This is a genomic window from Pseudonocardia yuanmonensis, assembly GCF_039542425.1.
GTDB lineage: Bacteria > Actinomycetota > Actinomycetes > Mycobacteriales > Pseudonocardiaceae > Pseudonocardia > Pseudonocardia yuanmonensis.
Window position 1 is genome coordinate 12,556 of the sequence record NZ_BAABIC010000002.1, and the last position, 25,457, is coordinate 38,012.

Here is a 25,457-nt window from a genome sequence, read left to right on the forward strand (position 1 = left end):
GATCCGTGCTGATGGGATCGAAAGGTCCCGGCTTCCCGGGGGCCCGGCCGGGACCGCGCCACGGCCCTCCCGGCGCCGTGTCCGGAACCGGTGCGCTCGCGCGCCGGACGTCGAAGGAAGACCACGTGGACGAGCGGGACGCATCGGTGACGGCACTGCCGTCCGTGCGCGGGTACGGGCGCGGGTACGGGCGCGGCACCTGGCTGGAGATGCGGGCCGTGCGCCCCGCACCCTGGATCGCGCTGCTGGTGCTGTCGGGCGAGATCGACCTGACGAACTGCGTCGAGATGGGGACCTGGGTGGAGTCGCACCGGGCGGAGCGCGTCGTGGTGGACCTGACCGAGGTGGAGCTCCTGGCCGCCTGCGGCGCCCGCAGGCTGGCCGAGGTCCGGGAGACGCTGCACCGCCGGGGGAGCGAGCTGCGCGTCGTGCTGTCCGGCGATCCGCTGCAGGAACAGACCCTGCGGGTGACCGGGAGCTTCGATCTGTACGCCTCCGTCGAGTCGGCGTTCCGCAAGGGTTGAGATCCGGGGGCGATGAGTTCCGGCGGCCCGGCCGGTCCACCCCCGCGTGACGACGTTCCTGCTGCTGCCCGGAGCGGGTGGCGAGGCCTGGTACTGGCACCGGGTCGTCCCGGAGCTGGCCGCGCGCGGTCACGAGCCCGTCGCCGTCGACCTGCCCGCCGACGACGAGACGGCGGGCTGGGCGGAGTACACCGCCCTCGCCCTGGCAGCGCTCGGCGACCGGCCCGACCCGGTCGTCGTCGGGCAGTCGATGGGGGCGTTCACCGCCGCACTGGTCTGCTCGGCGGTCGAGGCGCGGCGACTGGTGCTGGTGAACCCGATGATCCCCGCACCGGGCGAGCGCGCCGGGGAGTGGTGGGAGACCACGGGGCAGTCCGCGGCCCGGGCCGAGGCGGGGTACGACGGGTTCGACCTCGAGCGGGACTTCCTGCACGACATCCCCGACGACCTGCGCGCGGAGCTCACCCGCGGCGGGCGGAACCAGTCCGACCGCTCCTTCGCCGAGCCGTTGCCGCTGGAGGCGTGGCCGGAGGTCCCGACGACGGTGCTGGCCGGGGCCGACGACCGGCTGTTCCCCCTGGCCTTCCAACGGCGGGTGGCGCGCGAGCGGCTCGGGCTCGACGTCGTCGCGGTGCCGGGCGGGCACCTCAACGCGCTGTCCCGGCCGGTCGAGGTGGTGGAGGCGCTGGTCGCGGCCGCGTAGCCGGGTGAGAGGGTGGGCGCGTGGCCCGCTACGTCGCCCAGGTCCCGCTGCGCTGGACCGACCAGGACTCCTACCGGCACCTGAACCACGCCCGGGCGGTCACGCTGCTCGAGGAGGCCCGCATCGACCTGATGTTCACCGCGGCGGGCGCCGAGGGCGTGGACACCTTCGCCGCCGGGCTGCTGGTGGCCGGGCTGAGCGTGGAGTACCGCCGGCAGATCCCGTACGGGGCGCACGACCTGCGGGTGGAGATGACGGTGCGGGACGTGCGCGCGGCGTCGTTCACGATCGACTACGTGATGCGGGCCGGGCCGGCGGAGTCCGACCCGGTCGGGATCGAGGCCGAGACCCGTATGGCGTTGTTCGACCTGGAGGGGCAGCGACCGCGCCGACTGACGGCCGACGAGCGGGCCTTCCTGCTCCGCTGGGCGCCGGAGACCGCGAGCACGGAGGCGGTGTCGTGAGCCTCCGGTTCGCCGACCCGTCCGAGCGCGCGGACCTCGGGGCGTTCGCCGCCCGGCTGGTCCGCCTCGACCAGTCGGCCCCGGTGCGCCTGCGTGCCGCGCGGGGCCGGGTGACGGCGTGGGCGCCGACGCCGTTCGAGGCGCTCGCGACCCGCTCGGTCGCCGCCGAGATGGAGCCCGCGGACGTCACGGTGCAGGGCTCGGCGCTGCTCACGGCGCTGGCCGTGGACCGGTCCGCGGAGGTGGACCTCGCCGCGGCGACCGGGTTCTGGACGGGCGCGTTGCCGCCGGACGAGGGCTGGACCCGGCTCGAGGACATCCCGGCGCGGGAGCTGGAGGCGCTCACCGAGCGCGGGCTGTCCCTGGCCCGCGAGCACGGCGGGCCACTGGGGCCGCCCGCGTCGCTGCTCGACCAGACCGTGCTGACGGTCTCCGGCGACGTCCCGGGGAAGGTGTCCGTGCCGATGCGGGCGCTGTTCGCCCTGTCCGGCATGGGATTCCTCGGCGGCGCGGACACGGGCGCGGGTGAGGGGCCGGAGCCGGTGGTGCGGGTCTCGGCGACGGGCTCGTGGATGCGGCTCGACGCCCGCTTCGGCGCGGTCGTGCGGCGGCGGGTGACCACCCTGCCCCTGCTGACCTGAACGCCGTCTGCGCAGCTCATCCAGGGTCGTGAGCGTTGACTGTCCGTCCAGGGGCAGGTGCCGCTCACGGGTCAGGCGAGCCAGGCGGCCGTGTCCGGTGGGAGCTCGCCGCAGTCCGTGAGCGGGCCGCTGGTGAGCAGGACGTCGCCGGGCGGCAGCGGGACGGGGCGGTCGCCCGCGTTCAGCGCGCACACGAGGGTGGAGCCGGTGCGGCGGAAGGCGAGGCAGCCCGCGGGCGCGCCGAACCACTCGACCTGGTCGCCGTGGAAGGCGGGGTGGCTCCGGCGCAGCTCGAGGGCGTACCGGTACAGCGAGAGCGTGGAGTCCGGGTCCTCGAGCTGATTGGCGGCGGTGAGCGCGCCGTACTCCTCGGGCACGGGCAGCCAGGGTGTGCCGGTGGTGAAGCCGTAGCCGGGGGCGCCGCCCTCCCACGGCAACGGGACCCGGGCGCCGGCGTGGCCGGGGCCGGTCCACCCGGACGGATCCACCGGGACCTGCCGCGGGTCGTCCGGGGACCCGTCGTCGGGCGATCCGGAGTCGGGGGATCCGGAGTCGGGGGATCCGGGGTCGGGGGATCCGGGGTCGGGGGATCCGGAGTCGGACGGTTCGGCGTCGGAGGATCCGGGGTCGGACGGCTCGGCGTCGGAGGATCCGTCGTCGGGCGGCTCGGCAGCGGGGGGCTCGGCGTCGGGCAGGCCCAGCTCGTCGCCGTGGTAGAGGTACGCGCTCCCGGGCAGGGCCAGCGCGACCAGCGCCATCGCCCGGGCCCGGGCGAGGCCGGGCGCCCCCTCGCCGTAGCGGGTGGCCGGGCGGACGAGGTCGTGGTTCGTCAGCGCCCACACCGCCGGCGCGCCCACGGACGTCGCGGCGTCGAGCGTGCGGTCGACGGCCTCGCGGACCGCGCCGGCGTCGAACGGCGCGTCCCGCAGCGCGGGGTGGACGGCGAGGTGCAGCTCGTCGCGGCGGACGTAGCAGGCCCACCTGGCGTCGTCGCGCACCGGCCCGACCTCGCCGACGGCCATCCGGTCCGGGTAGTGGTCGAGCACCGCGCGGATCATCCGGTGCACGTCGTGCACCGCGTCCTGGTCGAAGCGCGGATCGGTGAGCGTGTCGGACACCGGGGTCCAGCCCGGCTGGCGCCGGTCGTCGGGCAGCCCGGCGGCCTTGGCCATGCCGTGCGCGACGTCGATCCGCAGCCCGTCGACGCCGCGATCGCACCAGAACCGCAGCGTCTTCTCCAGGTCCGCCCAGACCTCGGGGTTCTCCCAGTTGAGGTCCGGCTGGCCGGGGGCGAACAGGTGCAGGTACCACTCGTCCGGCCGGCTCGTGCCGTCCTCGTCCGTGACCGTGAGCCGGGTCCACGCGGGCCCGCCGAACACGCTCTGCCAGTTGTTCGGCGGCCGCTCGCCGCGCTCGCCCCGGCCGGGGTGGAAGTGGTAGCGGGCGCGCTCCGGGCTGCCGGGCGCGGCCGACACCGCCGCCCGGAACCATTCGTGCTGGTCCGAGGTGTGGTTGGGCACCACGTCGACGATCACCCGCAGGCCGTGCGCGTGCGCGTCGGCGACCAGCCCGTCGAGGTCGTCGAGGTCGCCGAGCCGCGGGTCGACCTCGCGCGGGTCGGTCACGTCGTAGTCGTGGTCGAGGCCGGGCGAGGGGTTGACGGGGCTCAGCGCGAGCGCGTCCACCCCGAGCAGTTCGAGGTACCCGAGCCGGCTGCGGACGCCCGCGAGGTCACCGACCCCGTCGCCGTCCGAGTCCGCGAAGCTACGGACGTGGACCTGGTAGACGACGGCCTCCGTCCACCACTGCCCGTCACGCCGCACGGGGCATCATCTTGCCAAACGGATCGGCCGCGGCCCTACCTAGAAGCCGGAGTTGACCATGCTCGCGGCCGCGTACTCCAGGTACTGCCACAGCTGGGCGCGGTGGGCCTCGTCGAGATCGCTCTCGTCGACGGCCACCCGCATGCAGCGCAGCCAGGCGTCGCGCTCGATCGGGCCGATCGTGAACGGGAAGTGCCGCATCCGCAGGCGGGGGTGCCCGCGCTGCTCGGAGTAGGTGCGCGGGCCGCCCCAGTACTGCTCGAGGAACATCCGCAGCCGGTCCTCGGCGGGGCCGAGGTCCTCCTCCGGGTACAGCGGGCGGAGGATCTCGTCCTCCCGGACCTGTTCGTAGAAGCGGTGGACGATCTGGTGGAAGACCTTCTCGCCCCCCACCTCGGCGTAGAAGTTCTGCGGTGCACTCACGCAATTCCTCGCTGGCGCTCGTCGGCCGCGCTCGCGCGGCACTGCTGTGCTGACGGTGAGCCGGCTGGCTCGCTCACGCCTCCAGTCTGCCCCCGAGGCCGAGCGGCACGGGGCGGGGGACGCCGTGGTCGTCGAACGCGTCCGTGATGGCGGCGTTGAGCGCCCGCTGCACGGCCCACTGCTTGCCCGGGTTGACCTTGACCGTGAGCCGCAGCGTGGCGCCCTCCGCGGTGACCTTCTCGACGCCGAGGACCTCCGGGTCCTCCAGCACGTCCTCGGCGATGTCCTCCTGGGCGACACGCTCGGCGGCCACCCGCCCGGCCAGCTCGGAGGCCTCGGCCATGTCCGCGGAGTGCGCGAGCGGCAGGTCGACGACGGCCACGGCGTAGCCCTGGCTCTTGTTGCCGACGCGCAGGATCTCGCCGTTGCGGACGTACCAGACGGTGCCCTGCAGGTCCCGGATCGTGGTGATCCGCAGCCCGACGGCCTCGACGGTGCCGCTCGCCTCGCCGAGGTCGACGATGTCGCCGACGCCGTACTGGTCCTCGAGCAGCATGAACATGCCGGACAGGAAGTCCCGCACCAGGTTCTGCGCGCCGAAGCCGACCGCGACGCCGACGATCCCCGCCGAGGCCAGGATCGGCCCGAGCGCGACGCCGAACTCCGCGAGGATCATCACCGCGGCGATCAGCAGGACCACGGCGGAGGTGATCGAGCGCAGCACCGAGCCGATGGTGCGGGCGCGCTGGATGCGCCGCTGCGAGATCAGCGGGGTGGAGCGCAGCCGCCTCGGGGCGCGGCCGAGCAGCTTGGTGATCTTCCCGTTCGACGCGCCGTCGATCACCCGGTTGATCGCCCGGTGCAGCAGGTGCCGCACCACGACGGCGATCACGACGATCAGCGCGATCTTGATGGCGCCGTTGACGAGGGCGTCGGCCGAGTTGGCGAGGAAGTCGTTGTTCGTCCACTCGTAGAAGCGCGCGCACCACGTCCCCGCCTGCGCGGCGCAGGCGGGCGGGTCGGCGAGGGGCACGGCGTCGACGGCGTCCGGAAGGGGGATCGTCACGACAGCTCCAGACCGGTGTGGAAGGCCAGGAAGGCCAGGGTGTCCACGGACAGCGCGACGGTGCGCGAGATCGAACGTGCCCCGTGCCCGACGTCCGTCTCGCGGCGCAGCAGCACGGGGCGGTCGAGCAGGTCACCGGTCGTGGCGTGCTGCAACGCCGCGCACATCTTGCGGGCGTGCAGCGGGTCGACGCGGGTGTCCGACTCGAACACGGTGAAGAGCGTGGCCGGGTACGCCACGCCTTCCCGGACGTGATGGTAGGGGGAGTAGGAGAGCAGCCAGTCCAGCTGCTCCGGGTCGTCCGCGGTGCCGTACTCGTCGTTCCAGGTGCGGCCCAGCGAGAACAGCTCGTAGCGGACCATGTCCAGCAGCGGTGCCGAGCAGACGACGGCGGCGTACAGGTCCGGCCGCTGGGTCAGCGCGGCCCCGACGAGCAGGCCGCCGTTCGAGCCGCCCTGGATGCCGAGCTGCCTGGGGGTGGTGGTGCCCGCGGCGACCAGGGCCTCGCCGGCCGCGTGGAGGTCGTCGAACACGTTCTGCTTGTTCGCCCGGTTGCCGGCGAGGTGCCAGGCCTCGCCCTCCTCGCCGCCGCCGCGCAGCCCGACCAGCGCGTACGCGCCGCCGGAGGCGACCCAGGCCAGGGCCGACGACGTGTACGCGGGCTCGCGGGCGATCGAGAAGCCGCCGTAGCCGGTCATCAGCACCGGCCACGGGCCGTCGCCCTCGGCCGGCGTGACCACGAACATCCGGACCGTCGTGCCGTCCTTGGAGGTGAACTCGCGCAGCTCGGAGCGCACGGCGGGCAGCGCGACCTGGCCGGGGGCGGTGGCCTCGAGGACCGTCGCGCCGCGCTCGTAGCGGTGCACCTGCGGCGGGGTCACGAGGTCGGTCCAGCCGATCCAGACCTGGCCGTAGCGGTCCGGCGTGTCCCGGTCGGCGACCGTGAGCCCGGTCAGCGAGCCGGTGCCGGGCAGCGGGATCACGCCGGCCGGGGTGCCGTCGACGGTGTGCAGGGCGAGCTCGGCCACCGCGTGCCGGGCGCGGGCGAGGACGAGCCGCGGCTCGTCGCCGCTGCCCGGGGCGGGCTCGAGCCAGCGGACGGCCTGCAGCACCGAGCCGGGGTCCTCGGGGACGAGCTCGCGCCAGTGCTCGCGCTGGGGCGTCGCGGGGTCGGCGACGGCGAGCCGCCAGCGGGGCGCGCCGTCCGTGGTGTGGATGTAGAACCGGCCGTCCCGCTCGACCCAGCAGGTGGCCTGGACGTCGTCGGCCTGGGTGAGGACCGGGACGAGCTCGGGCGTCTTCCCGTCCGTCAGCTCGGTGATCCACACGCTGTCCCGGCGGGCGGTCCCGACGTTGGCGGTGACGACGAGCCACCGACCGTCCCGGGACACCCGGACCCCGTAGTACGTGTGGTCCTCGTACAGACCCGGACCGGTGACCAGCTCGTCCTCGGTGTCCGGGGTGCCGACGCGGTGCCGCCAGACGCGCCGGTGGAAGTCCTCCTCGCCGTCGTCGACCTCGCCCGGGGCGACCTTGCGCACGTAGACGAACTCGGCGCCGCCGGGCAGCCAGGCCACCGACGAGTAGCGGCAGCGGTCGATCGGGCCCTCGACGACGTCACCGGTCGCGACGTCGAGCAGGTACAGGACCGACTGCTCGTCGCCGCCGTGGGAGACCTGGTAGGCGATCCTCGTGCCCTCCAGGTCCGGCACCCAGGTGTCGAGCGTGGTCAACCCGCTCGGGTCGAGGGCGACCGGGTCGAGCAGAGCCCGCTCGGTCCCGTCGGGCTCGCGGACGTGGACCACCGCGTGCTCCTGCCCGGGCTCGCGGCGGGTGAAGAAGGCCCGCCCGGCCCGCCAGAGCGGCACCGAGACGGACCCGGCGGAGAGCAGCTCGCGCAGCCGCGCCTCGAGGACCTGCCGGCCGGGCAGGGCGTCCAGCCGGCCGCGGGCGAGCTCGTCCTGCGCCGCCGACCACTCGCGGGTGCGGGGGTCCTCCGGGTCCTCGAGCCAGCGGTAGGGATCGGCGACGCGGCGACCGTGCAGCTCCTCGACCAGGTCCAGCCGATCGGCCTCGGGGTAGGACGTGCTCACACGATCGGAGGCTACGGGACCACCCGGACGGGACCCGGGACCAGGGGCAGTGCGTAGTCCTGCCCGACGAGGTCCGCGCCGAAGCTGTGGTGGGGCTCCTCGGCGACCAGCCGGAACCCGGCGTCGAGGTAGATCCGGCGGGCCGCGGCGAGGACGTCGTTGGTCCAGAGCCGCAGCGTGCGGTAGCCCCGGTCCCGGGCGAAGTCGACGCAGGTGGCGACGAGTCGGTGGCCCAGCCCGTGCCCGCGCGCGTCGGGATGGACGAGCAGGATCCGCAGGACGGCGGTGTCGGGGTCGGAGCCGGTGACGCACAGCACACAGCCCACGCGCCGGCCGTCGAGCTCGGCGATCCAGCCGCGCTCGCGGGGGCCGGGCGTGAAGTCCGCCACGATCCGCGCCACCAGCGCCTCGAAGCTCGCGTCCCAGCCGAACTCGGCGGCGTACAGCTCGCCGTGCGCGGCCACGATCCACCCGAGGTCGCCGGGCCTGCCGATCTCGCGGATCTCGACGTCGGCCATCGAGGCCTCCTCGACTGAAACGAGTGTTTCAGTGCAGGATGGCGCGATGGGCGACGAGGTGCAAGGGGCGGGCTCGCCGCGGCGCGAGGAGCTGCTCGAGGCGGCCTACGCGTACGTCCTGCGGCACGGGCTCGCCGGGTTGTCGCTGCGTCCGCTGGCCCGCGAGGTGGGCAGCAGTCCCCGCGTGCTGCTCTACCTGTTCGGGTCCAAGGACGGGCTGGTCCGGGCCCTGCTCGGGCGCGCCCGCAGCGCCGAGCTCGCCCTGCTCGACGGGCTGCCGGAAAACGACGCGGCCGCGCTGCTGCGGACGGTGTGGGAGTGGCTCGCCGCGCCGGCACACCGCGACCTGCTGCGGCTGTGGGTCGAGGGGTACGGGCGCTCGCTCGTCGAGCCGGAGGGGCCGTGGGCGGGGTTCGCCGAGGCGACGGTGCGGGACTGGCTCGCGGTCCTCGGGCGGGTGCTGCCCGGGCCCGCGGCCACGGAGGCGCTCGCGCTCCTCCGCGGTGCCCTGCTGGACCTGCTCGCGACCGGGGACGCCGAGCGCGCCGGCTCGGCGGTGGCGGCGTACGTCGCCCGGCTGCGGTGAGCGCTCCGGGCGCCCCGCACACCGGACCCGTGGTGAAGGGCCGGGTGCGAGGCGCCGGAACGCGGTGCGGTCAGGGACGGCGGAGGGTGAGCTCGCCGATCTCCGGGCCGGTGAGGGTGAGCAGACGGTGGCCGTCCGCGCTGCCGGCGGAGCCGACCACCGCGGCCAACGCCGCGATCCCGCCCACGCGCGCCACGACCCGGCCCGGCGCCGCCTCCAGCAGCACGGCCGGCTCGCCGCGGAACCACCACGTCTCGGCCAGCACGGCCAGGCCCCGGCCGGTCACCTCGGCGGTCGCGGCCTCCTCGGTCCCGGCGGTGGTGATCAGCCCGCCGAACACCGACAGTGCCCGCCAGGTGCCTGCGGGATCGCGCTCGACGAAGCCGATGAGCTCGTCGTCGTCCGCCCGGCGGACCTCGGTGCGCGCGGTCGACCGGGTCATGGCCTCGCTCCTCTCGGTCGCCGGGTGATCGGGCGGAACGATCATCCGGGACGGGGCGAAGCGGGCGCCAGCGGTTTCCGCTGGTCCCTGGGGGTCGTGAGCGTGAACGCTCCTTCTGGGGGCAATCGTCGCTCACAGGGTGCGGGCGGTGACGTGCGGAGGGGTGGGGGCGTCGGCGGGCACGTGCGGGTCCGGTTCGGGTGTGCCGAAGGTGGTGGTCAGGGGGACGACGCCGGCCCAGACCTCCGGCGAGATGTCCTCCGGGTCGTCGGACGGCGGGCCGGTGCGGATCTTCACGCTGGCCTCGTCGAGGTCCAGCGCGAGCACGGCGGTGGCGGCGAGCTCGCGCCGGGTGGGCGGGCGCGCATGGTCCCAGGAGCCGGGGGCGAGGTGCTCGACGATGGCGCGCAGCGCCGCGGTGCGCTCGGGTTCCTCGGTGACCAGCCGCGCGGTGCCGTGCGCCACGGCGCTGCGGTAGTTCATCGAGAAGTGGAAGACCGAGCGGGCGTAGACGATGCCGTCGAGGTGCGTCACGGTCGCGCACACCGGGACGGCGCCCTCGCGCAGCCAGCGCGCGCCGGAGGAGCCGTGCACGTAGAGGGTGTCGCCGATGCGGCCGTACCCGGTGGGCAGCACGACCGGGGCGCCGTCGCGGACCAGCGCGAGGTGGCAGACGAGGCCGTGGTCGAGGACGTCGTACAGCGCGGCCCGGTCGGTCGCGCCCCGCTCGCGGAGGCGGCCGAGGGTGCTGCGCGGGGTGGGCGAGAGGGTGCCGGTCACGGGGTCGAGTCTGCGGGCCCGGGGTGGCATCCTGGAACGGCCACTCCGACTCGAATCCGGAAGGCCACTCGTGACCGAGCTGCCGCCGTTGCACCTGGACCGCGCGAGCCCGGAGCCGCTCGCCGCGCAGCTGGCGGACGCCCTGCGCGCCGCGGCCGCTGGCGGGACGCTCCGGGCGGGGGACCGGCTGCCGTCGACCCGCGAGCTGGCCGGCGTCCTGCGGGTGAGTCGCACCGTGACGGCGGCGGCGTACGACCAGCTGCTGGCCGAGGGCTGGGTGCAGGGGCGGGTGGGTGCGGGCACCTTCGTCACCGCCGTCCCGGCCGCCGGTCCGGTGCCCGGGCCGAGCCCCCGCGCCGAGCCCGCCGACGAGCACCCGCGGATCGAGCTGCAGCCGGGGACGCCGTGCACCGAGGTCCTGGACCGCGCGGCGTGGCGGCGTGCCTGGCGGGCGGCCGCGGACACCGAGCCCGACCTGCTGCCCCGGTACGCAGGGTTGCCCGAGTTCCGCGCGGCCGTGGGAGAGCACCTGCTGCGGCACCGTGGGCTCGTCGCCCGGCCCGGTGAGGTGCTCGCCACCGTCGGGAGCACCGGCGCGATCGCCGAGCTCGCCCGGGTGCTGCCCGCCGGGGCCCGGGTCGCGGTGGAGGAGCCCGGGTACCGGCGGGCCGCCGACGCGCTGGCCGCGGCCGGGCTCGAGGTGGTCGGTGTGCCGGTCGACGACGAGGGCCTGCGGGTCGAGGACCTGCCGGCGGGCCTGGCGGCGGTGTACTGCACCCCGGCGCACCAGTTCCCGGTGGGCGGGCGGATGCCGGCCGCACGGCGGATCGCGCTCGTCGAACGGGCCCGCGCCGAGGGGCTGCTCGTCATCGAGGACGACTACGACGGCGAGCTGCGCTACGACGTCGCCCCGCTGCCGCTGCTGGCCGCGCTGGGGCCGGACGTCGTCGCGCACCTCGGGACCAGCAGCAAGATCCTCACACCCACGCTCGGCAGCGGCTGGCTGGTCGCGCCGCCCGCGGTCCGCGAGGCCGTGCTGGACCGCCGGGAGCGGACCGGGTCGCGGCCGGCGCCGGCGGGGCAGCGGGTGTTCACGGCCTTCGCCACCTCGGGGGACCTGGCCCGGCACCTGCGCAGGCTGCGCCGGGAGCTGGGGGAGCGGCGCAGCCTGCTGGTCGAGGCCCTGGCGGGGGTGCCGCTGCGGGGCGACCGGGCCGGGGCGCACGTCCTCGTCCCGCTGCCCGACGCGGCCACCGCGCGCTCCGTGCAGGCCGCCGCCGCGGAGCGCGGGGTCGGGCTCGAGGTGCTGGAGCGGTACGCGGGTGCGGGCGCGCCGGGCGGGATCGTGATCGGGTACGCCGGACCGACCCGCGCCGGGTTCGTCGCGGCCCTCCCGGTCCTGGCCGCGGCTCTGAGAGGGCTGACAGGGCTGTCGAACGGTCGTTAGGCTCGGGGCTCCCGCACCGCCGCGAGAGGAGAAGCGCCATGCCGCGCACCGCCGTCGAGGTCCTCACCGACCACCTCAAGGCCCTGAACGCGCACGACGTGGAGGCGATCCTCGCCGACTACGCGCCCGACGCCGTCCTGGTGACCCCCGGCGCCACGCTGCAGGGACACGACGGGCTCCGCCAGGCCTTCGGCGGGCTGCTCGAGCAGATGCCGAACTGCGTGTTCACCGAGAAGTCGGTCACCGAGGCGACGGCGGGTGCGGACGGGGTGCTCCTCCTGGAGTGGTCGCTGGAGTCCGACGTCGCGACCGTGTCCGACGGGATCGACACCGTGGTGGTGCGGGACGGGCTGATCGTCGCGCAGACGGCGCGGTTCACCCCCGAGCCGCGGTGACGCCACTCCGACCGACTCCGCACTCCGAGGCCGCTCCGGGGACGCCGCTCCACCGTCGCGGACATCGGCTGATCGAGCCGCTCGCGGGAAGGCCGTAGACCCGCACCCACCGCGGTGTGCGGGCCTACGAACTCGTCAGTCCCCGGCCACGGGGGTGGTGCGGTGACCGGGCCCGGTCGGAGCCCGTGCCGTTACCCGTGCCGTTCCCTCCGCCGTCCTCCGTACCGTGCGCGGCCGACCCCACGGCGCCGAGCCGCAGCTCGACCTCCGTGGTGCCCGCCCCGGCCAGCTCCACCCGCGCGACCGCGGGCAGGTGCACGCTGGTGGTCACGGTGTAGGCGCCCGGCAGCATCCGCGGCACGGCGAACCGGCCGTCCGCCCCGCTCGTGGCCGTCGCGACGACCTCGCCGGCCCCGTCGACCACGGTGACCAGCGCGTCGGGCAGGAACCGGCCGTCCGGACCGGTGACCGTGCCGCCCAGCCCGCCGCCGGCGGCGAGCACCAGCTCGACGGGGGTGGCGCCCTCGCCGGTGACGTGCACCGTGGTGGCCCTGGGCTCGTGCCCGGCCAGGGTGGCGGTGAGCGTGGTGGTGCCGACGGGGATGCCGTCGAGGCGGAAGCGCCCGTCCTCGCCGGTCACGGTCCGGCCCACGAGCCGGCCCGTGCCGTCGAGCGCGAGCACCGAGACCTGCGGCGCGGGACGCTCGCCCGCGCGGACCAGGCCGTGCACCGCGCCGTCGCCGCCGAGGTCGAAGTCCTGGGTGGCGCCCCGGCCGTCGAGCGCGACGGTGGCCACCTCCGGCCGGAAGCCCGGCGCGGTCGCGACGACCATGAACGTGCCGCTCGGCAGGCCGTGCAGGGCGTACGTGCCGCCCTGGTCGACCTCGGCGCGGCCGACCTGCCGGCCGTCCGGCGCCGTGACGGTCACGACGCCGCCCGGGATCGCCGTGCCGTGCCGCGTGCGCAGCGCACCGAGGACGGTGCCCGCCGCAGGGACCCCGTCGGCCGCCCCGGCGAAGCTCGCGAGCGCGGCACCGCCGACGCCCGGCTCCGGGCGCACGGTCGGCAGCGGCGCCGTGGCGGGCTCGTTCCACCGGGTGCCGGTGAAGATCGACGCGACGGCCGCGACCACACAGGCCGCCACCGCGAACCAGAACGCCGCGGTGAGGCCCTCGGAGAAGGGCCCGGAGATCAGGTTCGGGAAGAAGCTGCGGCCGGTGAGGAAGCTCGCCTGGTCGGCCGGGATCCGGTCGAGGACGTCGCCCAGCAGCTCCTGGATCGGGTTGTAGCCGAGGAACGCGGCGAACAGCACGCCGACCGGCGGGAGGTCGGCGATGCGCGAGGCGTCGGCCGCCGGGGCGCCGTTCTGCACCAGGCCGGTCTCCATGACGGAGGGCAGGTGCGTGGACAGGCCGGCGATCATCAGGCTGAAGAAGAAGCCGATCGACAGCACCATCGCGGCGTTCTGGAACGTCGCCGTCATGCCCGCACCGGCGCCCCGGGCGTCGGCCGGCAGGCTGTTCATGATCTCGGCCCGGTTCGGCGAGGCGAACAGGCCCATCCCGATGCCGTTGACCAGCAGGACGACCGCGAACGCCCAGTACGCGAAGTCGACCGGCAGGATCTCCAGCAGGACGAAGCTGACCGCGGTGATCACCATGCCGCCGGTGGTGAACCACTTCGTGCCCCACCTGTCCGACAGCACGCCGGACAGCGGCGCCGAGGCGAGGAAGCCGATGGTCAGCGGGAGCATGTAGATGCCCGCCCAGAGCGGGGTCTGCTCGAAGCTGTAGCCGTGCTGCGGCAGCCAGATGCCCTGCAACCAGATGATCAGCACGAACTGCAGGCCGCCGCGGCCGAGCGAGGCGAGCAGGTTCGCCAGGTTGCCGAGCGTGAAGGCGCGGTTGCGGAAGAGCGAGAGCTCGAACAGCGGCGCGGCGACCTTCGTCTCGATGAGCCCGAAGATCACCAGCACCACGACCCCGCCGATGATGCAGCTCAGCACCATCGGGCTGCCCCAGCCCATCACGCTGTCGCCGTAGGGCTGGATCCCGTAGGTGATGCCGATCAGCAGCACGATGAGGCCCACCGCGAAGGTGATGTTGCCCCACCAGTCCATCTTCGCCCGCACGCGGCGGCCGTTGTCGTGCAGCTTGTAGTAGGCCCAGAAGGTGCCGAACACGCCGAACGGCACGGACACGACGAACACCAGGTGCCAGTTCACCGGGCCCAGCAGGCCGCCGATCACCAGACCCAGGAAGGACCCGGCGATCGCGGCGACGCCGTTGATGCCCAGCGCGAGCCCGCGCTGGTTGACCGGGAACGCGTCCGTGAGGATCGCGCTCGAGTTCGCCATCAGGAACGCGCCGCCGATGCCCTGCACGATGCGCCAGGCGATCAGCCAGACCGCGGCGGCGTCGCCCTGCTGCCAGGTGACCGCCAGCAGGATCGACGAGACCGTGAACACGGCGAAGCCGAGGTTGTACATCCGGACGCGGCCGAACATGTCGCCGAGCCGGCCGAAGCCGACGACCAGCACCGCCGTGACGACCAGGAAGCCCATGATCATCCACAGGAGGTAGCTGGTGTTCGACGACTCGAGCGGGTCGATCCCGATCCCGCGGAAGATGTCCGGCAGCGCGATCAGCACGATGGACGAGTTGATCGTCGCCATGAGCATGCCCAACGTGGTGTTGGACAGGGCGATCCACTTGTAGCCCGGGCCGGGGTCGCGGACGTCCCCCGGTCGGTCGATGACGGCAGCCTGCTCGGCCGGCACGGGTCCTCCCCACGGACGGCGAATTAGTTGTCTCAGGCTAACCGTTTCAGGGCGCCACGGTCGACCCGGAAGTTCCGCCGTCGGAGGTGGGATGTCCCACAGGAAGGTGCCGCGACCACGGGAGGTGCGCTCAGGCGTTGCCGTAGGTCGCCGTCGGGGTGACGAGCACGGCCACGCGGCCCTCCTCGCGCATCACGCGGTCGTAGGTCTCCCAGTCGTCGTGCGTGCCGCCCGCCGCGGTGAACACCGCCCGCAGCAGCAGCCGCAGCTCCTCCGGATCGCCGTCCCCCGGACCGATCAGCTCGCTCGTGCCGTCGACCGCCGCCCACCGCCAGCCCGCCCGCCAGAGCACGGAGGTGGCCGGCCTGGCCCGCAGGTTGCGCAACTTGACCGGCCCGTACGTCACGTACCCGACGACCGGCGCCCCCGTCCGCGGGTGCTCGAGCACCCCGGCGTTGACGAGGGACGAGTGCGGGGTGCCGTCCTCCCGCACCACACTGACCGACGCGAGCCCGTGCTCCTGCCCGACGATCCGGCGGACCGCCTCCAGATCCATGCTCATGTCCCCAGTGTGGACCCGGTCACCGACGAGTCTGTGCCACGCTCGTGCCATGTCAGACCTGCTGTCCACAGCTCCCCGCGCCCGGCTGCGCGACCTGCTCTGCGGGCCCGGCCCGCTCCTCGCCCCCGGCGCCTACGACGCCCTGTCCGCCCGGCTCGTGGAGCAGGCGGGCTTCGACGCGGTATACATGACCGGGTTCGGGACGACGGCGGGCCTGCTGGGGCGCCCGGACGTCGGCCTGCTCACCGGGACCGAGATGGCCGACAACGCCCGGCGGCTCGTCGCGGCCGTCGACGTGCCGGTGATCGCCGACGGCGACACGGGCTACGGCAACGCGATCAACGTGCTGCGCACCGTGCAGACCTACGAGCAGGCCGGGGTCGCCGCGATCCAGCTCGAGGACCAGGTCACGCCGAAGAAGTGCGGTCACATGAGCGGCAAGGAGATCGTGCCGCTGCCGGAGATGCTCGGGAAGATCCGGGCCGCCACCGAGGCCCGCCGCGACCCGGAGTTCCTGATCATCGCGCGCACGGATGCGGTGGCCGTCGAGGGTGTCGACGCGGCGATCGAGCGGGCCCGGGCGTTCCGGGACGCGGGCGCGGATCTGCTGTTCGTCGAGGCGCCCACCTCGGGGGCGGACATCGAGCGGGTCGCGGGCGAGCTCGCCGGCGTCGCCCCCCTCGTCTTCAACTGGGCCGAGGGCGGGAAGACCCCGCCGCTGACCCTGGAGCGCATCGCCGAGCTGGGGTTCGCGCTGGTGCTCTACCCGATCGGCACGCTGCTCGCGGCCACCGCCGGGATCCGGTCGCTGCTGGAGACGCTGCGCAAGGACGGCACGCCGCAGGCCGCGCTGCCCGGGCTGCCCGCCTTCGACGAGTTCACCTCGCTGGTCGGGCTGCCCGAGGTGCAGGAGCTGGAGCAGCGGTACCACTGAGCCGCCGAGGATGAGCGAGCGGCACCCTCGTTCAGTAGGTATGAGCGAGAGCGCCGCTCGCTCATGCGGGGACGGGGAACGGCGGGGCGTGCGGCGGTCGGCCGGTGGGCCCGCCTACGCTCCCCGGTCATGAGCGAGCCTGCGAACGCGGCGGTCCCGGCGACAACCCGGCGGGACCGGATCCGGGTGGCCGTCGTCTTCGGCGGGCGCAGCTCCGAGCACGCGATCTCGTGCGTGTCGGCGGGGAGCGTGCTGACCCATCTCGACCGCGAGCGGTTCGACGTCGTGCCGGTCGGGATCGCGCCCGACGGCGCGTGGGTCCTCGGCACGGACGATCCCGCCGCGCTGCGGATCCGGGACCGTGCGCTGCCGCAGGTCGACCCCACCGCCACCGCGCTCGCCCTGCCCGGCGACCCCACCCGGGGCGGCCTGCTGCGCCTCGACCCGGGGCGCGCGGGCGAGGTGCTCGCGGGCGTCGACGTCGTGTTCCCGGTGCTGCACGGCCCGTTCGGGGAGGACGGCACCATCCAGGGCCTGCTCGAGATGGCCGGGCTGCCCTACGTCGGCGCCGGGGTGTTCGCCAGCGCGGCCGGGATGGACAAGGAGTTCACCAAGAAGCTCCTGGCCGCCGACGGGCTGCCCGCCGGGAACCTCGTGGTGCTGCGGCCCCAGCAGCGGACCCTCTCGGCCGACGAGCGCGACCGGCTCGGGCTGCCGGTGTTCGTCAAGCCGGCGCGGGCGGGCTCGTCCGTCGGCATCACGAAGGTGAGCGACTGGGCGGACCTCGACACCGCGATCGCCACCGCCCGCGCACACGACCCGAAGGTGCTGGTCGAGGCCGCGGTCGTCGGGCGCGAGGTCGAGTGCGGGGTGCTGGAGCTGCCGGACGGCTCGCTGCGCGCCTCGCTGCCCGCCGAGATCCGGCTCGTCGGCGGGACCAGCGAGTTCTACGACTTCGAGGCCAAGTACCTCGACGACGTCTGCGAGTTCGACATCCCGGCCAAGCTCGACGACGCCGTCGCCGAGCGGCTGCGCGAGATGGCGGTCGCCGCCTTCCGCGCCCTGGACTGCCAGGGGCTGGCCCGGGTCGACTTCTTCGTCGGCGAGGGCGGGGAGCTGACCGTCAACGAGGTCAACACGATGCCGGGCTTCACGCCCATCTCGATGTACCCACGGATGTGGGCGCACACGGGTGTCGACTACCCCACGCTGCTCGCCACGCTGGTCGACACCGCTCTCGCCCGAGGCACCGGCCTGCGCTGACCGTCTCCGCGAGTCGGCACTCCGCGGTCACCGAGTCGCACGTCCCGGTCGCTTCCGAGACGTGGGTTCGGTCGCCCGGAAGCGCCGACTCGCGGGTGCCGTAGCTCCCGACTCGCGGTGCCGTGGCTCCCGACTCGCGCCCGATCGTCCGCGAGTCGGGGCTTCCTGCAGCGCGAGTCGGGAGTTCCCGGGGTCAGCGGACGGCGATGCCGGTGCGGGGGAAGGTGCGGGCGATCGTGTCGGAGACCGCCTGGACCGGGCCGGTGCCGACCGCGGTGGGGGTCGTGAGCGCCACGTAGACCTCGCGGTCCACGGCGACGTAGGTGACCAGCGTCGGCTGGGGGGTGCCGTCGGAGATCGTGAGCCAGCTGACGCCGTTGACGTCCGTGAGCGTGGAGGTCGGGGTCAGCTCCTGCGGGCGGGGGAGACCGCAGCGCAGCACGACCGGCCGGGGCGCGGCGGCCCAGGCGCGGGCGCCGGGCTGCACGGGCTCGGCGAGCGGCCGCGCGGGGAACGCGGGCTCGCCGGGGAGGTCGGCGGGCAGCGCCGCGAGCAGGTCCGTGCAGGCCTGCGAGGAGGCCGCCGGTGCGTCGACCGGCGCGAGGGCGAGCGGACCGGTCTCCGGGGCGGGGGCGGGCGCGTCGAACGCCCCGGCCCGCGCCGCGACGGCCAGGCCGGCCACGACCAGGGCGAGCAGGACCGGTAGCGCGATCGCGAGGACCACCGCCGGCCGTCGCAGGTCGGGGCCGTGCTGCGGACTGGTCGGGGACATGGGTGGGACCGGGCCGGCTCCGCTCAGAGCTTGACCACCGGGCAGGTCAGGGTCCGGGTGATCCCGGGGACCCCCTGCACCCGTGCGACGACGAGCTGACCCAGCTCGTCGACATCGGCCGCCTCGGCGCGGACGATGACGTCGTATGGTCCGGTGACGTCCTCGGCCGTGACGACGCCGGTGAGCGCGGCGATCTCGGCGGCCACCGCCGCCGCCTTGCCGACCTCGGTCTGGATCAGGATGTAGGCCTGCACCACGGCGTGCCCCTTCCGGTTCTGCTGGAGTCCCGCCGGAGGATGTCCGGTAGGAAAGTCGGAAGGCAACGTACCTGAGGAGAGCCCGTGTCCCCATCGTCGCGCACCCCGCCGGGGGCCACCGAGGCGAGCGACACACCGAGCGGACCGGACGAACCGCCCGCCCTGGCCACGATCGGGGAGTTCGGGCTCATCGAGCGGGTGACCCGCGACCGCGCGCAGCCACCGGCGACTCTGCTCGGCCCCGGGGACGACGCCGCCGTCGTGGCCCAGCCGGACGGGCGGGTGGTGGCGTGCGTCGACGTCCTGGTGGAGGGCGTGCACTTCCGGCTCGACTGGTCCACGCCGCGGGACGTCGGGCGCAAGGCGGTCGCGGCCAACCTCGCCGACGTCGCCGCGATGGGCGCGGTGCCGACCGGCCTGCTCGTCGGGCTCGCCGCGCCGCGGGAGACACCCGTCGAGACGCTCGAGGGGCTGGCCGAGGGGATGTGGGCCGAGGCCGGGGTCGTCGGCGTCGGGCTGGTCGGCGGGGACGTCGCCGCCTCGTCCACGCTCGTCGTCTCGGTGACCGCGCTCGGCTCCCTGGAGGGGCGCGCACCGGTGACGCGCGCGGGGGCCCGGCCCGGCGACGTCGTCGCCGTGTGCGGACGGCTCGGCTGGGCCGCCGCGGGGCTGGCCGTGCTGACCCGCGGCTTCCGGTCCCCGGGGGCGATCGTCGACGCCCACCGCGCACCCACCCCGCCCTACGCCGCCGGGCCCGCTGCCGCGCTCGGCGGAGCGACCGCGATGATCGACGTCTCGGACGGCCTGCTGGCCGACCTGGGCCACGTCGCCCTCGAGTCGGGGGTGCGGATCGCGCTGCGCCGCGAGGCCTTCGCCGTGCCCGGGCGGCTGGCGGAGATCGCGCCCGCGCTCGGCGTCGATCCCCTCGACTGGATGCTGACCGGCGGCGAGGACCACGCACTGGCGGCGACCTTCCCGGCCGGCACCGCCCTGCCCGAGGGGTTCGTCGTGCTCGGCGCGGTCGAGGAGGGGGAGGGCGTGGTCGTCGACGGCGAGCCCTACGCCGGGGCCGCGGGGTGGGAGCACTTCACCTGACCGCACCGCGGGCGGCGGTCGCGCGGAGGACGCCGCTCGTGCACGGTGCCGTCCCGGTGAGGATCGACAAGAGCTGCGTCGTTTCGCGATCTGGCGGAGATTCGGTGCGGGAACCGCTGTGGGGCGGCTCCTGCACCGCACGGCCGTCAGGTGCGCGGGCGACGGCGGAAGAGGCGGCGGAACAGGGACTCGGGCTTTCCGGGCACGGAGCGCTGCGGGTGCGCGAACGGGCGGTCCGCGGGGTCGACGGGGGCGATCGGCAGGGCCGGGATCGTCTTGGGCACGGGCCCCGAGGCGAGGGGCCGCAGCACCTTGGTGGACGGGCCGGTGGACGGGCCGGTGGTGGCGCGCGCCGGGGCAGGCCGGGTCGTGCCTGCTGCGGGGGCTGCCGGGGCCGCGCCTGGCGACGACGTGGGCCGCCCGGACAGGCCGACCAGCTTCGGAACAGGACGCGGGGTGCAGGCCTGCGGCCGCACGGCGGCAGGCGTCGCGGGCGCCCCCACGCCGGCCTCGGCTCCGGGTTCGCGGCCGGACCCGGGGCGGGACCCGGTGTCGGACCGGGCGCGGGACTCGGTGTCGGACTGGGCGCGGGACTCGGTGTCGGACTGGGCGCGGGACTCGGTGTCGGACTGGGCGCGGGACTCGGTGTCGGACTGGGCGCGGGACTCGGTGCCGGACTGGGCGCGGGACTCGGTGCCGGACTGGGTGCGAGGCAGCTCGACGGTCGTCTCGAGCTCCGACGCCTCGTCCTCCGGCCGAGCGCGCGACCGGTCCTCCGACTCGGAGGCGGGGGATGCGTCCTCCGGCTGCGCGTTCTCGGGCTGCGAGGGCCCGGCCTGTGTTGCCACGGGCTGCGTCGGCTCGGCCTGCGCTGCCTCGGGCTGCGCCTCCGGCTGCAGGGAGCCGGGCTGGATGGCTGTCGGCCGGGGCGCCTCGCGCTGCGTTGCCTCGGGCTGCGTGGCTTCCGGCCGGGGCGACCCAGGCTGCGCGGGCTCCGGCCGGGTCGACTCGGGCTGCGTGGCCTCGGGCCGGCTCGCCGTTGGCCGGGGCGGATCCGGAGAGGCCGTGCCATCGGCAACTGCTCCCGGGTCTTGCGGGTCCGGCACCTTCGCCGGGTCGGCCTTCGCGTCGGGCACGTCCGCAGGGTCGGCCTTTCCGTCGGTTACGGGTGCGGGGTCGGCGCCCGCGTCCGGGTGGTCTGACGGACGCTGCTCGGCGTCCGGCTCGACGGAGGGGTCCTCTGCCGTGCCAGCTGTGGCGCCCTCGTCCGAGTCGGGGTCGGCAGGACCGTCAGCCGGGGATGCCGTGGCGTCGGCGTCCTCGTCGTCCGGGGTCTCGACGGTGCCGGGGCTGCTGGAGCTGTCGGCGTCCGCCTCCACGGCGGCAGCAGCGCCGGCCTCCGCGTCGGCCCCGGTGGTGGCGTCCACCTCGGCGGCCGGGGTGGTGGCGTCCACCCCGGCGGCCGGGGTGGTGGCGTCCACCTCGGCGGCCGGGGTGGTGGCGTCCACCTCGGCGCCAGCGGTGTCGACGGCGCCGGTGCCGTCAGAGCCGTCGGCGCCGCCTGTGACGGCCGCGACCGATTCCTCGCACGCGGCAGCTCCTCGGGTCGCGGTGGGCTCGGCCGTGGGGTGGTTCTCGCCGGCCGGGCCCTCCTCGGCACCCGCCGCCCGCTCCCGTCCCGCCCCGGTCCCCGCCGCGGACGTGTCGCGCGCGTCCGCGGCGGGGGTGGTGCGGGGCCGCGGGCTGGGGCGGACCCGCAGGTAGGTCGTGCGCTCGGCGGGCCGGGCCCCGGGGTCGCCCGTGCCGTGGGTCGGCGCGGTCGATTCCTGGGTGGTGCGGGACCCCGACTCGCTCACGGCCCGGCTATCGGCGTTGCGCGCGGCCCTGTTACGCGGGTGTGCCGCGTCACACAGCGACCGGCCGGCTACTCACGGGTATCGATTCGGCGGAGAAGCGGCGGGTCGGGTACGCAGGAACGGTGACGACCCGGTCCGCCTCGCTCGTCCTGGTCGGCCTGCTCGCGCTGTCGTTGAACCTGCGGGCGGCGCTGTCGGCCTACCCGCCGCTGTTGGGCGAGGTGCGCGAGACGCTCGGGATCGCCGCCGGCACGGCCGGGGCCGCCCAGACCGGCGCCATCCTCGCGATGGCCGCGGGCTCGTTGATCGGTCCCCGGGTGAGCGCCCGGTTCGGCGCGGTGCGGGCGTTGGGCGGCTCGGTCGCGCTGGTCGCCGTCGGCAGTCTCGTCCGCGGCGTCCCGGCGCTGGCCGCGCTGTTCGCCGGGACCCTGGTGATCGGGCTGGGCATCGGCGTGGCCGGGGTGCTGCTCACGGCGGTCGTCAAGGACCGGCTGGCCAGCCGCGCAGGCACCGTGAGCGGCGCGTACGTCGTCGCGATGATGCTCGGCTCGACGGTCGTCAGCGCGCTGGCCGTGCCGGTCGCCGTCGCGCTCGGGGGCTGGTCGTACTCGCTGGCGCTGTGGGCGGTGCCCGCGTTGCTCGCGGTCGCGGTGTGGGCGGCGATCATGCGCGGCGACGCCGAGGCCCCCACCGGCGCCGCGACGACCCGCCGTCGGCTGCCGTGGCGCGACCCCTTCGCCCGGCTCGTGGCGACCTACCAGTCCGGCGTGTCGCTCACCGTCTACGGGTCGCTGACCTGGGTCGCCCCGGCCTACGTGGATCGCGGCTGGAGCCCGGCCGCCGCCGGCCTGCTGATCTCGGTGTGGAGCGTGGCGCAGATGCCGGCGGCGCTGCTCGTGCCGAGCCTGGCCGAGCGCTCGGGCCGGTTCCGGCGCTGGGCTCTGCTGATGGCCGGCTGCACGGTGGTCGCCGTCCTCGGGATGGTGCTGGTGCCCGAGCCGCCGCTGGTCGGGCCGTGGCTGTGGGTCGCGCTGATCGGCGTGGGCTGCGGCGCGGGCTTCCCGCTGGGCCTCGGGGTGATCGCGCACCGGACCCCCGACGCGGCCGCGAGCGCGGCGACGAGCGGCCTCGCCCTCGGCGTCGGGTACACCGTGGCGGGGCTCGGGCCGCTGCTGATGGGCGTTCTCGTCGACCTCACGCACGGCTACGCCGCGGCGCTGCTGGTGCTGCTCGGCGCCGCCCTGCTGCAGATCGTCGCGACGATCGGGATAGGCGACCACCGGCGCGAGCCCGCCTCCGCGACCACCTGAAAAGCCGGGGCGACGCGGCGGGGGCGTCGCTACGCTGCCGCCGTGCCCTTCCCTTGACGCACGTCCCGCCCCCTGCCGCCGGCCGCCCGCGGTCCGGCGCGCCTCGTCGTCGGCTGGGCGGTGCTCGCCGACGCCGTGCCCCTGTACCCCCTGTACGCGCTGTTCTTCGCCGACCACGGCATGTCCGGCGCGCAGATCTCGGCGCTGTTCGCGATCTGGTCGGTCACCGGGCTGGTCGCGGAGGTGCCGTCCGGCGCCCTGTCGGACCGGTTCTCCCGACGACGGGTGCTCGCCGCGGGCGGGGTCCTGCAGGCCGCGGCCTACGCGCTCTGGTTGCTCGCGCCCGGCTTCCCCGGCTTCGCCGCGGGCTTCGTGCTGTGGGGCGTCGGGACGGCACTGTTCAGCGGCACCGTCGAGGCGCTGGTCTACGAGACGCTGAGCGCCGCGGGTGCGGCCGACCGGTACGCCGGGGTCCGCGGCCTGGTCACCGCGGCCGAGCACGGCGCCCAGGTGCCCTCGGCCGCCGCCGCCACCGTCCTCGTCGCGACCGGCGGGTACGCGCTGGTCGGGTGGGTGAGCGTCGGGACCTGCCTCGCCGCGGCCGCGCTGACATGCGCCTTCCCCGATCCGCCCCGGGCCGGTCCGCCCGACGGCGAGGCGGACGGGCCCGGCGAGGACCTGTCGTACTGGCAGACCCTGCGCGCCGGGCTGGCCGAGGCGGTCGGCAGCCGCGCGGTGCGCGGGGCGCTGGTCGCCGCCGCCCTGGTCGGCGGCGTCGGCGCGCTCGAGGAGTACTTCCCGCTGATCGTCGGGCAGCAGCCCGCGGTCCCGCTCGTGGCGGTGCCGGGCCTCCTGGTGCTGGTGGCGCTCGCCGGGGCGGCGGGTGCGGCCCTCGGTGGGCGTGCCGCCCGGTTGCGGGGCGGCGGTCTCGCGGCGCTCCTGTTCCTGGCCGGGGCCGCGCTGCTGGCCGCGGACCACGCCGGGGCGGTCGGCCTGGTCGCGCTGGGTGTGCATTTCGCGCTGCAGCAGTGCGTCCAGGTCGTCACGGACACGCGGGTGCAGGAGCGGCTGTCCGGCCGGGCCCGCGCCACGGTGACCTCGGTGTCCGCGCTCGGCATGGAGGTCGCCGCGCTCGCCGTCGTGACGACGTGGGCCTTCGGCGGGACGCACGCGGTGGCCGTCGGGCTGCTGGCCCTGGCCCCGGTGCTGTGGTGGCTGCTGCGGAACCGGTCGTGAGGACGCGAGGTCAGGCGAAGCCGGGCACCCAGCGCTCGACGAGCCCGCGCGCGGCCACCGTGCAGTCCAGCCGGGCCAGGATGTTCATCCACCCCGAGAGCACCCGCATCACCAGCGCGTACTCGGGCGGGAAGGAGAGCGCGCGGCCGGTGTCGCGGTACGCGCGGTTGGTCGGGTTGGCCACCCGGGCGCCCTGCCGCGCGATCCAGGCCTCGGTGAAGTGGAACCGCTCGACGCGCAGCGGGTCCGCCAGCGCCCCGACCCAGCGCAGGACGTCCGCGGCCTCGGCGTCGGGCGCGAGGAAGCCCTCGCTGCGCAGCAGCCGGTCGAGGCCCTCGGCGTCCTGCTCCGCGGTCAGCCGCAGGATCCGGACGAGCACCGGCGGGATCCCGTCCGGCAGGGACGCGGCCGCGCCGAAGTCGATCATGCCGAGCCCGCTGCCGTCGGCCAGCACGAGGAAGTTGCCCGGGTGCGGGTCGGCGTGCAGCAGCCCGACCAGGGTGGGCGAGGCGAACATCGTCTCGACGACGGTGTGGCCGTAGCGGTCCCGGTCCGCCTCGGCGCCGCGCCCGCCGAGCAGGTCCCGCAGCGGGACGCCGTCGAGCCACTCGGTGACCAGCACCTGCGGCGCGGACGCCACCACCCGCGGGATGCGCAGACCGGGCCGGTCGGCGAAGCCGGCCGCGAAGGCGCGCTGGCGGTCCGCCTCGAGGCGGTAGTCGACCTCCTCCATCGTCCGCTCGCGCAGCTCGCGGATCAGGGCGCGGGCGTCGAGCGCGGGGAAGATCGCCCCGAACAGCCGGGAGAACCGCTCGAGCGTGCGCAGGTCGGCGTCGAGGGCGAGATCGGCGCCGGGGTACTGCACCTTGACGGCGACCTCCCGGGGCCGGCCGTTCGACCCGCGCCACACGGCCCGGTGCACCTGGCCGATGCTGGCCGCCGCGCGCGGTTCGTCGTCGAACTCCGCGAACCGCTCCCGCCAGCCGCGGCCGAGCTGCTCGGCGAGCATCCGGTGGACGTCCGCGACCGGCATCGGCGGGCTCGAGGTCTGCAGCCTGGCCAGCGCCTCCTGGTACGGCCCGGCGATCTCGGAGGGGATCATCGCGTCGTACACGGACAGCGCCTGGCCGAGCTTCATCGCGCCGCCCTTGAGCGTGCCCAGCACGGCGAAGAGCTGCTCGGCGTTGCGGGCGAGGGTGGCGGCGGTGACCTCGTCCGCGTCGGCCCCGGCGAGGGTGCGGCCCCAGCCGCCCACGGCACGGCCGGCGAAGGTGAGGGGCAGCGACGCGAGCCGCGCGGAGCGTCCGAACCCGCCGCGGGGGACGCCCCGGTCCGCCCTCTCGTCCGCCATCACACCCCTTCCCGCGACCGAGGGTGACCCTACTGTCACGCGCGGGAGCGAAGCCCGGCACCCACTCCCGGGCGAGCCCGCGCACCCCGACCGTGCAGTCCAGCTGCGCCAGGATGCTGAGCCATCCGGAGAGCACC

25 protein-coding genes are annotated in these 25,457 nt (G+C 75.4%); 12 read left to right on the forward strand and 13 right to left on the reverse strand.

What is annotated here, in order from left to right:
• Nucleotides 1–125 precede the first annotated feature (125 nt).
• From ABD990_RS02435 to ABD990_RS02450, 4 genes are read left to right on the forward strand one after another with little or no spacing between them, the layout of a single operon-like run.
• A complete protein-coding gene (locus ABD990_RS02435; RefSeq protein ID WP_345378020.1) occupies nt 126–524 on the forward strand; it encodes an STAS domain-containing protein in 399 nt (132 codons plus the stop codon).
• 46 nt (nt 525–570) lie between these two features.
• Nucleotides 571–1,227, forward strand: coding sequence for an alpha/beta fold hydrolase (locus tag ABD990_RS02440; RefSeq protein ID WP_345378021.1), 657 nt, complete (start codon nt 571–573; stop codon nt 1,225–1,227).
• 20 nt (nt 1,228–1,247) lie between these two features.
• Nucleotides 1,248–1,691 (forward strand): acyl-CoA thioesterase, encoded by a 444-nt coding sequence (locus ABD990_RS02445; protein ID WP_345378022.1) that lies wholly within the window; start codon nt 1,248–1,250, stop codon nt 1,689–1,691.
• The gene (locus ABD990_RS02450) at nt 1,688–2,332 is read left to right on the forward strand and encodes a DUF8185 domain-containing protein (RefSeq protein ID WP_345378023.1); all 645 of its coding nucleotides are present in this window, start codon (nt 1,688–1,690) and stop codon (nt 2,330–2,332) included. The genes ABD990_RS02445 and ABD990_RS02450 overlap by 4 nt, the downstream gene beginning before the upstream one ends.
• A 71-nt stretch (nt 2,333–2,403) precedes the next feature.
• Here ABD990_RS02450 and ABD990_RS02455 read toward each other — a convergent pair whose 3' ends face one another.
• The 5 genes from ABD990_RS02455 to ABD990_RS02475 form a co-directional block, all read right to left on the reverse strand.
• Nucleotides 2,404–4,155 carry an alpha-amylase family glycosyl hydrolase gene (locus ABD990_RS02455; protein WP_345378025.1) on the reverse strand — a complete coding sequence of 584 codons (1,752 nt, stop codon included), beginning with the start codon at nt 4,153–4,155 and terminating at the stop codon, nt 2,404–2,406.
• A gap of 39 nt (nt 4,156–4,194) precedes the next feature.
• Nucleotides 4,195–4,578, reverse strand: coding sequence for a globin (locus ABD990_RS02460; RefSeq protein ID WP_345378026.1), 384 nt, complete (start codon nt 4,576–4,578; stop codon nt 4,195–4,197).
• A 73-nt stretch (nt 4,579–4,651) separates the two neighbouring features.
• Nucleotides 4,652–5,644, reverse strand: a complete 993-nt coding sequence (locus ABD990_RS02465) for a mechanosensitive ion channel family protein (protein ID WP_345378027.1) — start codon at nt 5,642–5,644, stop codon at nt 4,652–4,654.
• Nucleotides 5,641–7,737, reverse strand: coding sequence for a prolyl oligopeptidase family serine peptidase (locus tag ABD990_RS02470; RefSeq protein WP_345378028.1), 2,097 nt, complete (start codon nt 7,735–7,737; stop codon nt 5,641–5,643). Before ABD990_RS02470 ends, ABD990_RS02465 begins: the two co-directional genes overlap by 4 nt.
• Nucleotides 7,738–7,748: 11 nt before the next feature.
• Complete coding sequence (locus tag ABD990_RS02475) at nt 7,749–8,255, reverse strand: GNAT family N-acetyltransferase (RefSeq protein WP_345378030.1); 507 nt, start codon at nt 8,253–8,255, stop codon at nt 7,749–7,751.
• A 46-nt stretch (nt 8,256–8,301) separates the two neighbouring features.
• On the opposite strand from ABD990_RS02475, the gene ABD990_RS02480 reads away from it, so the two are divergent.
• Nucleotides 8,302–8,841, forward strand: coding sequence for a TetR/AcrR family transcriptional regulator (locus ABD990_RS02480; protein WP_345378032.1), 540 nt, complete (start codon nt 8,302–8,304; stop codon nt 8,839–8,841).
• A gap of 70 nt (nt 8,842–8,911) precedes the next feature.
• Here ABD990_RS02480 and ABD990_RS02485 read toward each other — a convergent pair whose 3' ends face one another.
• Entirely contained in the window at nt 8,912–9,283 is a 372-nt protein-coding gene (locus ABD990_RS02485) for a hypothetical protein (protein WP_345378034.1), read from the reverse strand.
• Between the two features lie 132 nt (nt 9,284–9,415).
• Nucleotides 9,416–10,093, reverse strand: a complete 678-nt coding sequence (locus tag ABD990_RS02490) for a pyridoxamine 5'-phosphate oxidase family protein (RefSeq protein ID WP_345378036.1) — start codon at nt 10,091–10,093, stop codon at nt 9,416–9,418.
• Between the two features lie 40 nt (nt 10,094–10,133).
• Between ABD990_RS02490 and pdxR the strand changes: the two genes are divergently transcribed.
• Nucleotides 10,134–11,510, forward strand: coding sequence for a MocR-like pyridoxine biosynthesis transcription factor PdxR (gene pdxR, locus ABD990_RS02495; protein WP_345378037.1), 1,377 nt, complete (start codon nt 10,134–10,136; stop codon nt 11,508–11,510).
• 38 nt (nt 11,511–11,548) lie between these two features.
• A complete protein-coding gene (locus ABD990_RS02500) occupies nt 11,549–11,905 on the forward strand; it encodes a nuclear transport factor 2 family protein (RefSeq protein ID WP_345378038.1) in 357 nt (118 codons plus the stop codon).
• Nucleotides 11,906–12,029: 124 nt separating this feature from the next.
• On the opposite strand, the gene ABD990_RS02505 is transcribed toward ABD990_RS02500, so the two are convergent.
• Both ABD990_RS02505 and ABD990_RS02510 read right to left on the reverse strand, forming a co-directional pair.
• Complete coding sequence (locus ABD990_RS02505) at nt 12,030–14,585, reverse strand: MFS transporter (protein ID WP_345378555.1); 2,556 nt, start codon at nt 14,583–14,585, stop codon at nt 12,030–12,032.
• 229 nt (nt 14,586–14,814) lie between these two features.
• Entirely contained in the window at nt 14,815–15,246 is a 432-nt protein-coding gene (locus ABD990_RS02510; protein ID WP_345378040.1) for a TIGR03618 family F420-dependent PPOX class oxidoreductase, read from the reverse strand.
• A gap of 49 nt (nt 15,247–15,295) precedes the next feature.
• On the opposite strand from ABD990_RS02510, the gene ABD990_RS02515 reads away from it, so the two are divergent.
• A complete protein-coding gene (locus ABD990_RS02515; RefSeq protein WP_345378042.1) occupies nt 15,296–16,180 on the forward strand; it encodes an isocitrate lyase/PEP mutase family protein in 885 nt (294 codons plus the stop codon).
• A 129-nt stretch (nt 16,181–16,309) separates the two neighbouring features.
• Complete coding sequence (locus tag ABD990_RS02520; RefSeq protein WP_345378043.1) at nt 16,310–17,443, forward strand: D-alanine--D-alanine ligase family protein; 1,134 nt, start codon at nt 16,310–16,312, stop codon at nt 17,441–17,443.
• Between the two features lie 193 nt (nt 17,444–17,636).
• On the opposite strand, the gene ABD990_RS02525 is transcribed toward ABD990_RS02520, so the two are convergent.
• Together ABD990_RS02525 and ABD990_RS02530 are read right to left on the reverse strand one after the other, a co-directional pair.
• Nucleotides 17,637–18,215 carry a DUF3515 domain-containing protein gene (locus ABD990_RS02525; RefSeq protein ID WP_345378045.1) on the reverse strand — a complete coding sequence of 193 codons (579 nt, stop codon included), beginning with the start codon at nt 18,213–18,215 and terminating at the stop codon, nt 17,637–17,639.
• Between the two features lie 23 nt (nt 18,216–18,238).
• Nucleotides 18,239–18,472 carry an Lrp/AsnC ligand binding domain-containing protein gene (locus ABD990_RS02530; protein ID WP_345378046.1) on the reverse strand — a complete coding sequence of 78 codons (234 nt, stop codon included), beginning with the start codon at nt 18,470–18,472 and terminating at the stop codon, nt 18,239–18,241.
• 84 nt (nt 18,473–18,556) lie between these two features.
• Here ABD990_RS02530 and ABD990_RS02535 point away from each other — a divergent pair, with 84 nt between their 5' ends.
• The gene (locus tag ABD990_RS02535; protein ID WP_425569355.1) at nt 18,557–19,567 is read left to right on the forward strand and encodes a thiamine-phosphate kinase; all 1,011 of its coding nucleotides are present in this window, start codon (nt 18,557–18,559) and stop codon (nt 19,565–19,567) included.
• A 146-nt stretch (nt 19,568–19,713) separates the two neighbouring features.
• Here the strand turns inward: ABD990_RS02535 and ABD990_RS02540 are convergent, their stop codons facing one another.
• Nucleotides 19,714–21,423 carry a hypothetical protein gene (locus tag ABD990_RS02540; RefSeq protein WP_345378048.1) on the reverse strand — a complete coding sequence of 570 codons (1,710 nt, stop codon included), beginning with the start codon at nt 21,421–21,423 and terminating at the stop codon, nt 19,714–19,716.
• A gap of 122 nt (nt 21,424–21,545) precedes the next feature.
• On the opposite strand from ABD990_RS02540, the gene ABD990_RS02545 reads away from it, so the two are divergent.
• Nucleotides 21,546–22,733, forward strand: a complete 1,188-nt coding sequence (locus ABD990_RS02545) for an MFS transporter (protein ID WP_345378050.1) — start codon at nt 21,546–21,548, stop codon at nt 22,731–22,733.
• Between the two features lie 135 nt (nt 22,734–22,868).
• Nucleotides 22,869–23,969 carry an MFS transporter gene (locus ABD990_RS02550; RefSeq protein WP_345378051.1) on the forward strand — a complete coding sequence of 367 codons (1,101 nt, stop codon included), beginning with the start codon at nt 22,869–22,871 and terminating at the stop codon, nt 23,967–23,969.
• A gap of 10 nt (nt 23,970–23,979) precedes the next feature.
• Here ABD990_RS02550 and ABD990_RS02555 read toward each other — a convergent pair whose 3' ends face one another.
• Nucleotides 23,980–25,320 carry an ABC1 kinase family protein gene (locus ABD990_RS02555; RefSeq protein WP_345378052.1) on the reverse strand — a complete coding sequence of 447 codons (1,341 nt, stop codon included), beginning with the start codon at nt 25,318–25,320 and terminating at the stop codon, nt 23,980–23,982.
• Nucleotides 25,321–25,457 lie beyond the last annotated feature (137 nt).

What these genes read in the sequence shown, in the direction of transcription:
- ABD990_RS02475 (WP_345378030.1), bottom strand. Translation starts at nt 8,255, where the DNA reads ATGGCCGACGTCGAGATCCGCGAGATCGGCAGGCCCGGCGACCTCGGG.
- ABD990_RS02480 (WP_345378032.1), top strand. Translation starts at nt 8,302, where the DNA reads ATGGGCGACGAGGTGCAAGGGGCGGGCTCGCCGCGGCGCGAGGAGCTG.
- ABD990_RS02485 (WP_345378034.1), bottom strand. Translation starts at nt 9,283, where the DNA reads ATGACCCGGTCGACCGCGCGCACCGAGGTCCGCCGGGCGGACGACGAC.
- ABD990_RS02490 (WP_345378036.1), bottom strand. Translation starts at nt 10,093, where the DNA reads ATGCCACCCCGGGCCCGCAGACTCGACCCCGTGACCGGCACCCTCTCG.
- ABD990_RS02500 (WP_345378038.1), top strand. Translation starts at nt 11,549, where the DNA reads ATGCCGCGCACCGCCGTCGAGGTCCTCACCGACCACCTCAAGGCCCTG.
- ABD990_RS02505 (WP_345378555.1), bottom strand. Translation starts at nt 14,585, where the DNA reads ATGCTCATGGCGACGATCAACTCGTCCATCGTGCTGATCGCGCTGCCG.
- ABD990_RS02510 (WP_345378040.1), bottom strand. Translation starts at nt 15,246, where the DNA reads ATGAGCATGGATCTGGAGGCGGTCCGCCGGATCGTCGGGCAGGAGCAC.
- ABD990_RS02515 (WP_345378042.1), top strand. Translation starts at nt 15,296, where the DNA reads ATGTCAGACCTGCTGTCCACAGCTCCCCGCGCCCGGCTGCGCGACCTG.
- ABD990_RS02520 (WP_345378043.1), top strand. Translation starts at nt 16,310, where the DNA reads ATGAGCGAGCCTGCGAACGCGGCGGTCCCGGCGACAACCCGGCGGGAC.
- ABD990_RS02525 (WP_345378045.1), bottom strand. Translation starts at nt 18,215, where the DNA reads ATGTCCCCGACCAGTCCGCAGCACGGCCCCGACCTGCGACGGCCGGCG.
- ABD990_RS02555 (WP_345378052.1), bottom strand. Translation starts at nt 25,320, where the DNA reads ATGGCGGACGAGAGGGCGGACCGGGGCGTCCCCCGCGGCGGGTTCGGA.